Source organism: Lichenibacterium minor, from assembly GCF_004137685.1.
Classification (GTDB): domain Bacteria; phylum Pseudomonadota; class Alphaproteobacteria; order Rhizobiales; family Beijerinckiaceae; genus Lichenihabitans; species Lichenihabitans minor.
On sequence record NZ_QYBB01000025.1, the window covers coordinates 23,763 to 36,813 of the forward strand.

Genomic DNA, 13,051 nt, shown 5'->3' on the forward strand with positions numbered 1-13,051 from the left:
CGCGGGGCGGGGAAGCGGCGCTCAATGCAGGCTCCCGGCGTTGCCCGTGGCGGCCTCGACCAGGAGCTCGGGTGTGAGGCCCGCGCGCTCGAACAGGCCCGCCATGCGCCCTTCGCGCATCACCATCACCCGGTCCGCCATGCCGAGGATCTCGGGCAGCTCGGACGACACCATCAGGACGGCGAGGCCCTGGCCGGCGAGCTCGCTCATGAAGGCGTGCACGGCGGATTTGGAGCCGATGTCGATGCCTTTCGTGGGCTCGTCCAGGATGATGACCTTGGGCTTCGTGGCCAGCCACTTCCCGATGACGACCTTCTGCTGGTTGCCGCCCGACAGCGTGCCGACGGGTTGCGACAGCGAGGCGGCGCGCAGGTCGAAGCGCTCGGCGTAGTGGCGGGCGAGCTTGAACTCCTCGGCCGAGCGGATGAAGCCGCGGCGCGACACGGCGCCGAGGCATCCCATGCTGGCGTTCTCGAAGATGGGCATGGACAGCACCGCGCCATGGCGGCCGCGTTCCTCCGGCACGTAGACGATGCCGGCCCGGATGGCGTCGGCCGTCGACCGGATGCGGACCTCCCGGCCCTCGACCCTGACGCTGCCGTCCGAGGGCGGCGTGACGCCGAACAGCGACTGGCACAGCTCGGACCGGCCCGCGCCGACGAGGCCGTAGAGGCCGAGGATCTCGCCCCGGCGCAGCGAGAAGGACAGCGCGGCGAACTCGGTCGGATGGGAGTAACCCTCCACCTCCAGCACCGGCGCGCCGATGACGGCGGGGGCCTTGGGGAAGACCTGGTCGACGCTGCGGCCCACCATGAGTTTGACGAGGCCGGCGTGGTCGATGGCGGCCATGCGGCCCGAGCCCACGGTGCGGCCGTCGCGGAACACCGCGTAATCGTCCGCGATGCGGTAAAGCTCCTCGAACTTGTGGGAGATGAACAGGATGGCCTTGTCCTGGCCCTTCAAGCGATCGATGACCCGGTACAGGTCGTCGACCTCCTTGTGCGACAGGGCCGCGGTGGGCTCGTCCATGATGACGACCTCGCTATCCACCGACAGCGCGCGTGCGATGGCCACGAGGTGCCGCTGCGCGATCGACAGGTCCTTCAGCCGGGTCGACGGCCGGATCGGCGCGTCGAGGCCGTACAACAGCGCGGCGGAGCGGGCCCGCAGGGCGGGCCAGTCGACGAAGCCGAGGCGGGTCTTGGGGGCATGGCCGAGGTAGATGTTCTCCGCCACGGTGAGCTCGTCGAACAACACCGTTTCCTGGTGGATGGCGGTGATGCGGGCGGCTTCCGCGTCCTGCGGCGACGCGAAGGCGACCGGCGCGCCCTTGACGCGGATCTCGCCGCCGTCGGGTCGGTGGATGCCCGTGAGGATCTTCACCAGCGTCGACTTGCCGGCGCCGTTCTCGCCCACCAGCGCGGTGACGCGGCCGGGCCGCAAGGTCAGGTCGACGCCGTCGAGCGCCCTCACGCCGGGGAAAACCTTGGACACGCCGCGGAGCTCGAGCAGCGGCGCTGGAAGCGCGGCAGCGTCGTCGCGCGGCGGGGTGAACCGGAGGACGGAGGACAAGGCACGCGCTCCCATGGTGGTGTGGTTCCTCCCTCCGCGAAGCGGGGGGAGGGGCGTGTCGGTTCAGAACACCTTGGCGAACTTGTCGACGTTGGAGCTGTCGTAGACGAAGGGATCGGCCATCGCGCCCTCGTCGCCGTCGTCGAGCTTCACCTTGCCCATGCGGCCCAGGGACAGCTCGGCGCCGGGGGCGGCCTTCTCGCCCTTGACGAGGTCGTAGGCCAGGTAGGTGGCCGAGTAGCCGAGGTCGATGGGATTCCAGATCGCGAAGCTCTTCGTGGCGCCCGAATGGACCGCGCCCGCCATCTCGGAAGGCAGGCCGAGCCCGGTGACGAAGACCTGGCCGACCTTGCCGGCGTCCTTCACGGCCTGGGCGGCGGCGACGATGCCGACCGAGGTCGGCGCCACGATCACCTTCACGTCCGGGTGGGTCTGCAGCAGCCCCTGCGTTTCGCGGTAGCTCTTGTCCGAAAGGTCGTCGCCGTAGACCGTCGCGACGAGGTCGAGGCCGGGGTACTTCGGCAAGCCCTTCTTCATCTCGGCGATCCAAGTGTTCTGGTTCGTCGAGGTGGCGGTGGCCGACAGGATGGCGATCTTGCCCTTGCCGTCCGGGAGCGCGTCGGCGGCGAGCTTGTCGAGCATGTTGCCGATCAGCGCGTTGGACGACGGGTTGAGGTGCGCCATGCGCCCTTCGGAGCTCACGGCCGAGTCCCAGGACACGACCTTGATGCCGCGCGCCATGGCGCGCTTCAGCACGGGCACCAGCGCGTCCTTGTCGTTCGCCGAGATCGCGATGGCGTCCACCTTCTGCGAGATCAGGCTGTTGACGACCTCGATCTGCCCTTCCGCCGTCGTGGTGGTGGGGCCGGTGTAGACGATCTTGACGTCGCCGATCTGCTTCGCGGCTTCCTCGGCGCCCTTGTCGGCGGCTTCGAAGAAGCCGTTGCCGAGCGACTTCGCCACGAGGGCGATCTTCACCTCCGCGGCCCGGGCGGCGGAAGCGCCCGCGAAGGCGCCGGCGAGGGCGGTGGTGCCCGCGAGGGCGGCGGACAGCGCTAAGGTCCTCAGACGCGTCATGTGGTTCCTCCCATTCAGTGTGCGGCTTCAGCCGTCGTCCACTCCGCGCGATGCTGCGCGGTTACGCGGTCGACGTTGATCGATGTTGATCGGACGGCCGATGCGGGTCGGCGACGATCAGGTCGACGCCGGCGGCCTCCACCATGCGGCGGTCGTCGGCGGTGATCCGGCTGTCCGTGATGATGCGGGTGACGCGGGCGAGCGGCGCCAGGATCATGGAGGATTGGGCCCGGAACTTGGTGGCATCGACGAGCAGGACGAGCTCGTCGGCCTGGCGCATCAGGCGCTGCTCGGACGCGATGATGAGTCCGTCCTGCTCCATGATGCCGAGCGTCGACAGGCCCATGGCCCCCATGAACATGCGGCGCGCCCTGAAGTGCACGGTGCCGTCGTCCTCGAACGGGCTGAGGATGATGTTCTGTTCGCGGTACACCGTGCCCGAAGGGAGCATCACCGTGCAATGGGAGTGGCGGAGCAGGTGCTCGGCCACCGAAAAGGAGTTGGTGAGCACCTGCAGCCGCAGGTTCGCGAGCGCGTGCACCATCTGGAACGTCGTGGTGCCGCCGTTGACGATGATGGCGTCGCCGTCGGCGCAAAGGTCGACCGCGGCCCGCCCGATGGCGCGCTTCTCCAGCAGGTTCGGGCCCGCGCCGCCCCCCGGCGTGTTCAGCGCCACGAGGTTCGGCGGTGTGGCGGGGGGAGGCTGGAGCGCTTCGGCGCCGCCCCGGAGCTTCCGGAGCCGGCCCTGCGCGGCCAAGGCCGCGAGATCGCGCCGCACCGTCGCTTCCGATCCACCGGTGGCGGACGCGAAGTCGCCCACGGTGACGACGCCGCGGCCGTCGAGCAGATCCAAGATGATGCGGTGGCGTTCGCGCTCGTGCATCGGTTCCTCCGCCTCACGATCTACCGGGTCGGCCAGGCCTCGTCAACAGGTTCGCGCAAGTTCAATCATATTGCATCGCAAGATGGATTGCTGCGGGCGCGTAATTGACACGACTTGACCGGCTCTGCCATGAAGTGAGCGAAAGAGGATGCCGCGCGGCGGCACCTCCAAGCGGTCGCGGCGCGACCGGACCATCCCGGGAGGCATATCATGTCGGACGCTGGCCAACGGCTCCTCGAGGATCGCTGGGACGACGCGAAGGCCGCCAGCCTCGACGAGCCCGGCCTCCTGCTCTACCGCTCGAACCTGCTCGGCGCCGACAAGCGCATCACGAACTACGGCGGCGGCAACACGTCGGCGAAGGTGACGGCCCGGGATCCGCTGACGGGCCGGGACGTCGAGGTGCTGTGGGTGAAGGGCTCCGGCGGCGACGTGGGGACCATCCGGCTCGACGGCTTCGCCACGCTCTACATGGACAAGCTGCGCCAGCTCCACGACATCTACCGCGGCCCCGATCACGAGGACGAGATGGTGGGCTACCTGCCCCACTGCACCTTCGCGCTGAATGCCCGCGCGGCCTCGATCGACACGCCGCTGCACGCCTACCTGCCCTTCCGCCACGTCGACCACATGCATCCCGATGCCGTGATCGCCGTCGCGGCGACGCGCAACAGCCGCGAGATCACGAAGGCGATCTACGGCGACGAGATCGGCTGGCTGCCGTGGCGCCGTCCGGGCTTCGAGCTCGGGCTGATGCTGTCGCGCTTCGCCCGCGAGAACCCCGACGCCAAGGGCGTGGTGCTGGAAAGCCACGGGCTGTTCACCTGGGGCGAGGACGCGAAGTCCTGCTACGAGACCACGCTGCGCATCATCAACAAGGCGATCGCCTGGTTCGACGCGCAGACGGCCGGCCGGGCGCCCTTCGGCGGCGCCGCGGTCGAAAGCCTCGCTCCCGAGGCGCGCCGCGCCTTCGCGGCGCGGCTGATGCCGGAGATCCGCGCCCGCATCGGAGCGGACGAGCGCAAGGTCGGCCATTTCGACGACGGCGCGGCCGTGCTGCAGTTCGTGAACTCGCGGGAGTTCCGGAGCTTGGCGGCGCTGGGCACGAGCTGCCCCGACCACTTCCTGCGCACCAAGATCCGCCCGCTGGTGCTCGAGTTCGACCCCGCCACCGGCTCGGTCGACGCGGTGCTGGGCGGGCTCGACGCCGCGGTGGCGGCGTACCGGACGGACTACGAGGCCTATTACGAGCGCTCGAAGCATCCCGACAGCCCGGCGGTGCGGGACGGCAACGCCGTGGTCTATCTCGTGCCGGGGGTCGGCATGATCACGTTCGCGCGCGACAAGGCCACCGCCCGCATCGCCGGCGAGTTCTACGTCAACGCCATCAACGTGATGCGCGGCGCCTCGGCGGTCGACACCTATGTGGGGCTGCCCGAGCAGGAAGCCTTCGACATCGAATACTGGCTCCTCGAGGAGGCCAAGCTCCAACGCATGCCGAAGCCGAAGGGGCTCGCCGGCCGCGTCGCCCTGGTCACGGGCGGAGCCGGCGGCATCGGCCGCGCCGTGGCGGGCCGGTTGATGGCGGAAGGCGCCTGCGTCGTGCTGGCCGACATCGACGCCGAGGCGCTGACCCGCACCGAGGCCGAGTTCGCCAAGGCCTACGGCCGCGACCAGGTCCGCGCCGTGACGCTCGACGTGACGCGGGAGGACGCCGTCATCGCCGGCTTCGCCGAGGCCGTGACGGAGTTCGGCGGCCTCGACATCCTGGTGTCCAATGCCGGCATCGCGTCGTCGGAGCCGGTCGAGACCACCAGCGTCGCCATGTGGGACCGCAACATGGACATCCTGGCCAAGGGCTACTTCCTGGTGTCGCGCGAAGCGTTCCGGCTGATGCGGGTGCAGAAGCTCGGCGGCGCCCTGGTGTTCGTGGCCTCGAAGAACGGGCTCGCGGCCTCGCCCAACGCGTCGGCCTACTGCACCGCCAAGGCCGCCGAGATCCACCTCGCGCGCTGCCTCGCGCTCGAAGGCGCGGACGCCGGCATCCGCGTCAACGTCGTGAACCCGGACGCCGTGCTGCGCGGCTCGAAGATCTGGACCGGCGAATGGCGCGAGCAGCGCGCCGCCGCCTACAAGATGAGCGGCGACGAACTCGAGGACCATTACAGGAAGCGTTCCATGCTGAAGCGCTCGGTGTTGCCCGAGGACATCGCGGAGGCGACCTACTTCCTGGCCTCCGACCTGTCCGCGAAGTCGACCGGCAACATCCTCAACGTCGACGCCGGGAACGCCCAGTCCTTCACGCGGTGAGCACGGCCCGCCCCCGGCGCCGGCGCGGGGGGCGGGACAGAGAAGACGACCGAGGAGACGCACCATGTCCGGCCTGCCGATCGACCCCGACCTCGTCGCGCGCCACAACGCACCCCGCGCGCGGGCGCTCGCCGAGGACTACGACGCGCTGGGCTCCCGCCTCGCGCGGGGCGGGGTCGACATCGACGCCGTCACGGCCAGGGTGGCGGCCTTCACGGTGGCGGTCCCGTCCTGGGGCGTCGGCACGGGCGGCACCCGCTTCGCCCGCTTCCCCGGTCCCGGCGAGCCGCGGGGCGTGTTCCAGAAGCTCGACGACTGCGCCGTGATCCAGCAGCTCGGCCGCGCCACGCCCGCCGTGTCGCTGCACATCCCCTGGGACGAGGCGCCCGCGGCGGAGCTGCGCGGCCACGCCGAGGCGCTCGGCCTCGCCTTCGACGCGATGAACTCCAACACGTTCCAGGACCACCCGGGCGACGCGCGCCATCCGCTGTCCTACAAGTTCGGCTCGCTCAGCCACAACGACCCCGCCGTGCGGGCGCAGGCGGTGGCCCACAACGTCCATTGCATCCGCATCGGCGAGGCGCTGGGCTCCAAGGCCCTGACGGTGTGGATCGGCGACGGCTCGAACTTCCCGGGCCAGAGCCACATGGGCCGGGCCTTCGAGCGCTACCTCGCCTCGATGGAAGAGATCTACGCCGCCCTGCCGGAGGGCTGGAGGCTCTTCTCCGAGCACAAGATGTACGAGCCGGCCTTCTATTCCACCGTGGTGCAGGACTGGGGCACGAGCCTGCTCGCCGCGCAGAGCCTCGGGCCGAAGGCGGCCTGCCTGGTCGACCTCGGCCACCACGCGCCCAATGTCAACATCGAGATGATCGTGTCGCGCCTGGCCCATGCGGGCAAGCTCGGCGGCTTCCACTTCAACGATTCCCGCTACGGGGACGACGACCTCGACGCGGGCTCGATCGACCCGTTCCGGCTGTTCCTGGTGTTCAACGAGCTCGTCGACCTGGACGGGCCCGGCTTCGCGCCGGCCTACATGATCGACCAATCGCACAACGTTTCCGACCCGATCGAGAGCCTGATCCGCTCCGCCGACGAGATCCGCCGCGCCTACGCCCAGGCGCTGCTGGTGGACCGCGCCGCGCTCGAAGCTTTCCAGGGCGCGAACGACGCCCTGATGGCCTCCGAAACGCTGAAGGCGGGCTTCCGCGCCGACGTCGGCCCGATCTTGGCCCGCGCCCGCGCCGACGCCGGGGGCGCCATCGACCCGGTCGCGGCCTACAGGGCGAGTGCTTACCGCGCGCGGGTCGCGGCCGAACGGCCCGCAGCGCAGGGGGGCGGGGGCGGCATCACCTGACCGGCCCGCGGATGTTCCCTGTGCGGTCAGGACCCACGGGGTCGCGTGAGGTGGGCGGCGTCGGAAGGGGGGGGGCGCGGTGCGATGAAGGCTCGCGCGGCCTGATGCAGGCTGGTTCCCCGATGGCATGGGCCACGGTGATCGGGCGACGGTGACCGGGCGACGGTGATCTCGAGTGCCTGGTCGGGGACGCGCCGGTCGAGCCGGTGCCGAAACTGCGGCGCCCGGCCGAGACGTCGCGCACGCCGCCCGAGCCTCCCTCGACCGACCGCGAGGAGCGCCGCGAGCCGTCCCGGCCCGGGAGAGCGAAGCCCGGCCACGAGGGCCACCGCCGCGTCGTCGACGGGGACCCCGACACGGTCCTCGACGACCGCCTGCCCGGGATCGCGGTCTGACGCCGTCGCCTGGGCTTGCGGCCGGAACGGTCAGCCTGGACGAGCGGATCGCGTCGCCGGAGGTGAAGCCCGTCGTCGAGCAGCACCGGCATCCCGCCGCGGTGAGCCCGGGATGCCGGGCCCGCGTGGCGGCACCGCGTGCGATCGGGGCGGCCTCGACGCCGTTCGACCCGTGTCTGCACGCCACGGCCGTGGATGAGGGCTTACACGACGGTGCGGGCTTGGTCGGACATCAACACCAGCAGGTCGTCGCCGCGGCGTTGGTGGAGCCGGGTCATCGTGGAACGATCACGCCCTGTCCGCCGGACGATCCGGGGGCGCCCGGACCCGCTCCATGCGAAGCGTGACGAGCCGTCAGGGCAGGTCCACCGAGCCCGGCGACACGGCGCGCAGCGGCGCATCGGCGAGGGTCGGGCGCATCGTGGCGGCGGTCAGCGGCTTGGCCTTCACCAGCTTGCGCCCGACAAGCCATCCACCCTCGTCGACCATCAAGTCGAGCAAACTGCGCTTCAGCTCCACGTGGGCGTCGAGGTCGCGGAACGTGTCGGCGACGGTGTCCCGCGCCCCAGCGCCCTGTCCCATGGCGGACTGCATGTGACCCGCCACCATGGCCTGGACGGCGGGGGCATCGGCCGCGATGGCGGCGTCGGCATCGACCAGTGCACCCAGGAAGGCGCGGAGCGCCTCGCCCTTGCCGGACAGCGTCGCGCCGGAGGCCATGACGAGATTGTGGACCACGTATCGATCCGATCGCAGCTCCTCGTACTTCGGGCCGAGCGTGCCCTTGATGGCGGCGTAGAAGGTCGGGAAAGGTGCCGCCGCGGCGATATCGCCCCGCACCAGAGCCGGCAGCAGATCGGAAGGGCCGGCATTGACCACATCGGCCTTCACCTTGGCGTCGGCCAGCAACAGGCTGGTGAAGTAGTCCATGTTGGTGCCCAGCGTGACGCCGATGCGCCGGCCCGCGAGGTCGTCCGCGGACGCGAGCGGCATCGCCGCCGAGGACGCGACGAGCCGGCTGCCGCGGTAGCGCGAAAGATCGGCCACGACACCGAAGCTCTGGCCTCGCATGGCGCCGGTGGCGGCCGGAAACTCGGTCGCGAAGGCGAGGTCCACCTGACCGCCGAGCAGCGCCTCGAAGGCCTCGCGCCCGCTCGGGAAGGTGACCAGCTTCACATCGAGGCCGGCCTTCTCGAACAGCTTTCGGTCGATCGCGACGTCGACCTGGGGCGTCTGTGGGTTCGGCGTCCAGGCGAAGGTCAGCGCCGTGGCGGCCTGGGCGGTGGCCGCCGCGAGGACGAGCGCGCCGGCCAGCAGGGCCGTGCGTAGGAGACGGTGCGAAGGCGACATGGGCGGGCTCCGAAAGGTTCAGGCGGCGTCGGCGGGGATCGGCGGGGGGCGCAGCAGATCCAGGATCTCGGCCCGGATGTCGACGAGTGCAGCATCGAACCGCGCCGCCGAACGCGGGCGCGGCACGTCGACCGTGTAGGAGCGGATCACCCGGCCCGGTCCGGCCGACATGACGTGGACCGTGTCGGCCAGCAACAGCGCTTCATCGACGTCGTGGGTCACGAACAGCACGGTGGCGCCATGGACTCCCCACACGCGCAGCAGCAGTTCGTGCATGCTGAAGCGGGTCTGCGCATCGAGCGCCCCGAAGGGCTCGTCCATCAGCAGGACCTTGGGCTCGCCCGCCAGCGTCCGCGCGATGGCGACGCGCTGCCTCATGCCCCCCGACAGCTGCGCCGGAAAATGGTGGGCGTGGCCGCCGAGCCCCACCTCGGCCAAGCAGTGCAGGGCACGCTTGTCCAATTCGGCGCGGCCGAGGTCCAGCCGCTTCAGCGCGAACTTCACGTTGCCGAGCGCCGTGAACCAGGGGAACAGGCCGTAGGCCTGGAACACGACGCCGACCTCGGGGTCCGGCCCCGCCACCTCGACACCGTCGATGACGATCCGCCCCGCGGTGGGCGCCGTGAAGCCGCCGACCGCGTTGAGCAGCGTCGACTTCCCGCAGCCCGAAGGCCCCACCAGCGCCGTGAAGGTGCCTGGGCGCAGCACCATGTCGGTGGAGGCGAGCGCCACCGTCGTGCGCCGCCCCGCGCCGAAGCGGATCTCGACGCCCTCGATGGCGACGTGGCCGCGGGCCGCCGTCATACGCCCTCCCAGTGCACGATGCGGCGCGCGACCGCCCCGACCACGAGGTCGATCAGCGCCCCCACGAGGCCGAGTTCGATCAGGATGGCGAACATGCGATCGGTGCGGATGTACTGCCGTGCTTCCTGCAACCGGTAGCCGAGGCCGGACGAAGCGCCGGTCAGTTCGGCCGCGACGAGGCTCAGGAAGGCCAGCGCCACGCCGAGCCGGATGCCGGCCACGATGTGGGGTGCTGCGGCCGGCACCACCACGGCACAGAATTCACGCGTCCGCGAGGCGCCGAGCGAGCGCGACGCTCGGATATAAACCTCGGGCACATATTGCATCCCGTTGTGGGTGTTGAACCACACGGTGAGGAACACCGTATAGGCGATGACGAAATATTTGGATCCCTCGCCGATGCCGAACCACACGATGGCGACCGGGACGAGCGCGATGGCCGGGATGGGTCGCAGAAGGGTGAGGAACGGGTTGAACAATGCCCGGAAAACCCGTGTGCGGCCCGTGAGCAGCCCGACCCCGACGCCGAGGCCGGCCCCGAGCGCGAAGCCCGTGGCGGCCCGGCCCATGGAGATGCCGAGGTCGGGCAGCAGCAATCTATCGTCGTAGAGTTCGCGCGCCGCGTCCCACACGCTGCCAGGCGAGGGGAAGATGATGTCGGGGAAAACGCCGGAGGCCGACACCGCCGCCCAGACCGCCCCGACGATGCCGAGCGACAGCAGCACACGGCCGAGCGCGAGGGCGGGCGCCCGGGCGTGGCGGAACAGGGCGGGGTAGACGGCGCCGCGCGTTCGCGGGCGGGGCGCTGGCCGGGCGTCCCCGCTCACAGCCATGGGATCTGCTCCTTCGCGTAGCGATAAGCCCGGAAGGTGCTGTTCTGCAGGCCCCCGGCATAGCGTCGCGCGCCGCCCTCCGGATATTCGGCGAACCAGGGCATCACGTAGTCCCACACCGTGTCGCCCCCCGGCGTCACCTCGAACAGGCGGCCGAAGGGCGACTCGCAGACCAGCGTGTTGCCGTTCGGCAGGCGCTGGGCACTGCCCATGTAGGGGGCGAAGAAGGCGGGCCGCATCGGGTCGACATACTGCCAGACCACTTCGCCGGTGCCGGGCTCGACCTCGATGACGCGGGAATGGGGCGAGGTGACGCCCGGGCGCAGGTTGCCGTTGTCGAAGACCAAGATGGCGCCGGACGGCAATTCCACGGGCGTGTGTTGCTGCGCCACCGTGTCGTGCCGGATCGCCCACGCCACGGCACCGGTGGCGCGCTCGACCCCGAGCACGCCCGAGGTCGTGCGCAGGCTCATCAGCACGAGGCCGCCGCGCGTCGTGCCGACGCCGTTGATCAACGGCCAGTGATAGCGGTCGAAGATCGGGTGGATGGGATAATCGGCGGGGTCGAGGTGCTCCCAGGATCGCCATTCCCAGATCGTCCGCCCGGCGCGGTCAACCTGCTTGACGACGTCGCCGTAGACCGTGCCGTCCGGCAGGTCGTTGCGCGACGAGCCGCCCGCGACGCGGCGGGCAGCCTCGGCCGGCATGGGCTCGGCCACGGTGTAGAGCAGGCTGCCGTCGTCGAGCCATTGGGCGTCGTGGTGGTGGCCGAGGTCCTCGTGCTGCCAGACGACCTCGCCCTTCGGCGTCACCTCGAGGAACAGCCCCCCGTGCCACAGCGGCCAGGCGGGGTAGATCTCGGGAGAATCCGGATGGCTGCCGTTGTAACCGAGGTTGCCGTTGGGCAGCAGCACGGCATGACGGCCGGGGCGCACCGGAAGGGCCCACTCATGCGCGACCGTACCGTCGATGTCGACGAGGTAGACCCTGCCGCCGCCCGTCTGCGGTGCCACGAGGGTGTAGCCGCCGAAGCTTCGTGCGCGGTCGAGCGCCACGAGGCCGGTGCCGCGGCGGCGGTCGGTCACCTGATCGATTTGGCCGCCCGCGTGATGATGAGACGCCATCGTTCCAACCTCGAGGTGAGCGGCGACGCCTTCGGACCCATCGGTCCAGCCCCGCTTGCAAATCGATTTGCTATCGGGATCAGACACGGACAGAGTGCATCCGGTCAAGCGCGCGCGGGGCGCAAATTATGAGCTTCACGCGAGTACAGCGGGCAGCCTCGATGACTAGTCGGCAAGCAGATAGATCAGAACAGCGTCAGGTTTCACGGGCCTGCCGGGTATCCATCGTGGATGTGGCGAAAGCCGCAGGCGTGTCGGCCACGACCGTGTCGCATGCGATGAGCGGTCGACGCCCCGTGGAAGCGGGCACGCGGCGACGGATCGCGGAGGCGGCGGAGCGGCTCGGCTACGTTCCAGACGCGCGGGCGCGCGGCTTGAGGACCGGGCGGGCCGACGCCATCGCGATCCTGTCCTCCATGCCGGCCGGCGTGTCGGGCGGCGCGTCGCGCCTCGGCTTCCTGATGGAGATCGCCGCCGCGGCTGCCGCGGCGGCGCTGGAGCGCGGGCTGGCGCTCGTGCTGGTGCCCTCGGTCGAGCGCGGGCCGGTCGATGCCGCGACGCCGCTGATCGATCGCCTGCAGGTCGACGGCGCCCTCCTGGTCGAGCCCGCCGCCGAGGACCCCGAACTGGCGCGGCTCCTGCGCCGCCGCATACCCGTCGTGACGATCGGGCGGCCCCCGGACGGCGCCACGGCGGGGGTCGCCTCCGTCGACCTGCGCTCAGGCGACACGATGCGGCTGCTGCTGGACCATCTCGCGGCGCAGGGCTCCACCCGGATCGCCCTCATGGTCGGCGCGGCGCGGCGCACCTCGCACGTCGAGGGCGAGGCGGTCCATCGCGCGTTTTCGGCGTCGCGCGGCGCGCCGCCCGTGGTGATGCGCCTCGACGAGGCGGCCGGTATCGCAGCGGGGCGGGCCGCCACCCTGGAACTCATGCGGCTCCACCCGGACACCGATGCGATCTGCGCGCCGGTCGACGCCTTCGCGATCGGGGCCTTGTCGGCCCTGGCCGAATTGGGCGTCCCCGTCCCCGGGCGGGTGCGGGTCGTCACGCGCTACGACGGCATCCTGGCCCGGACCGCGTCGCCCGGGCTCACGGCCGTCGACCTCCAGCTCGACGCCGTCGCGGCCGCCGCGGTCGCGCTGCTGCTGGACCGCATCGAAGGGGGCTCGCGCGGCTCGGCGGCGGCGCCCGATGCGCGGCTCATGGTGCGCGGGTCGTCGCAAAGGGCATGATGGCGGCGATCGAACAGGCTGACGGGTGGCCGGTGCGAAGGCGTGCGGCCGCCCGCACGGCGTGATCCGTCGGAGATGCGCCCTGCGACGTCCACATGACGGCTTCGCGAT

The 13,051-nt window shown here is 70.9% G+C and carries 11 protein-coding genes; 4 read left to right on the plus strand and 7 right to left on the minus strand.

All coding sequences use genetic code 11. The features are described 5' to 3' along the window. Window positions 1-21 precede the first annotated feature (21 nt). The 3 genes from D3273_RS18710 to D3273_RS18720 all read right to left on the minus strand — a co-directional run bounded on the left by D3273_RS18710 (window position 22) and on the right by D3273_RS18720 (window position 3,532). A complete protein-coding gene (locus D3273_RS18710; RefSeq protein WP_129228417.1) occupies window positions 22-1,587 on the minus strand; it encodes a sugar ABC transporter ATP-binding protein in 1,566 nt (521 codons plus the stop codon). A 48-nt stretch (window positions 1,588-1,635) separates the two neighbouring features. Beyond that, window positions 1,636-2,649, minus strand: a complete 1,014-nt coding sequence (gene rhaS / locus D3273_RS18715; protein ID WP_129228418.1) for a rhamnose ABC transporter substrate-binding protein — start codon at window positions 2,647-2,649, stop codon at window positions 1,636-1,638. A 61-nt stretch (window positions 2,650-2,710) separates the two neighbouring features. Then, complete coding sequence (locus D3273_RS18720; protein WP_129228419.1) at window positions 2,711-3,532, minus strand: DeoR/GlpR family DNA-binding transcription regulator; 822 nt, start codon at window positions 3,530-3,532, stop codon at window positions 2,711-2,713. A gap of 210 nt (window positions 3,533-3,742) precedes the next feature. On the opposite strand from D3273_RS18720, the gene D3273_RS18725 reads away from it, so the two are divergent. The 3 genes from D3273_RS18725 to D3273_RS18735 all read left to right on the plus strand — a co-directional run bounded on the left by D3273_RS18725 (window position 3,743) and on the right by D3273_RS18735 (window position 7,594). Beyond that, entirely contained in the window at window positions 3,743-5,842 is a 2,100-nt protein-coding gene (locus D3273_RS18725; protein WP_129228420.1) for a bifunctional rhamnulose-1-phosphate aldolase/short-chain dehydrogenase, read from the plus strand. Window positions 5,843-5,906: 64 nt separating this feature from the next. After that, on the plus strand, window positions 5,907-7,199 hold the full coding sequence (gene rhaI, locus D3273_RS18730; protein WP_129228421.1) for an L-rhamnose catabolism isomerase: 1,293 nt from the start codon (window positions 5,907-5,909) through the stop codon (window positions 7,197-7,199). Between the two features lie 206 nt (window positions 7,200-7,405). Further along, window positions 7,406-7,594, plus strand: a complete 189-nt coding sequence (locus D3273_RS18735) for a hypothetical protein (RefSeq protein ID WP_129228422.1) — start codon at window positions 7,406-7,408, stop codon at window positions 7,592-7,594. A gap of 354 nt (window positions 7,595-7,948) precedes the next feature. Here D3273_RS18735 and D3273_RS18740 read toward each other — a convergent pair whose 3' ends face one another. The 4 genes from D3273_RS18740 to D3273_RS18755 are packed head-to-tail and all read right to left on the minus strand — an operon-like array spanning window position 7,949 to window position 11,666. Continuing rightward, the gene (locus tag D3273_RS18740) at window positions 7,949-8,944 is read right to left on the minus strand and encodes an ABC transporter substrate-binding protein (RefSeq protein WP_129228423.1); all 996 of its coding nucleotides are present in this window, start codon (window positions 8,942-8,944) and stop codon (window positions 7,949-7,951) included. Between the two features lie 18 nt (window positions 8,945-8,962). Further along, window positions 8,963-9,748: an ABC transporter ATP-binding protein gene (locus tag D3273_RS18745; RefSeq protein WP_129228424.1), complete on the minus strand. Its 786-nt coding sequence runs from the start codon at window positions 9,746-9,748 to the stop codon at window positions 8,963-8,965. Further along, window positions 9,745-10,581 (minus strand): ABC transporter permease, encoded by an 837-nt coding sequence (locus D3273_RS18750; protein ID WP_129228425.1) that lies wholly within the window; start codon window positions 10,579-10,581, stop codon window positions 9,745-9,747. The genes D3273_RS18745 and D3273_RS18750 overlap by 4 nt, the downstream gene beginning before the upstream one ends. Then, window positions 10,572-11,666 (minus strand): aryl-sulfate sulfotransferase, encoded by a 1,095-nt coding sequence (locus D3273_RS18755; RefSeq protein WP_245501267.1) that lies wholly within the window; start codon window positions 11,664-11,666, stop codon window positions 10,572-10,574. Before D3273_RS18755 ends, D3273_RS18750 begins: the two co-directional genes overlap by 10 nt. Window positions 11,667-11,866: 200 nt before the next feature. Here D3273_RS18755 and D3273_RS18760 point away from each other — a divergent pair, with 200 nt between their 5' ends. After that, complete coding sequence (locus tag D3273_RS18760) at window positions 11,867-12,940, plus strand: substrate-binding domain-containing protein (protein ID WP_129228427.1); 1,074 nt, start codon at window positions 11,867-11,869, stop codon at window positions 12,938-12,940. Window positions 12,941-13,051: the final 111 nt, after the last annotated feature.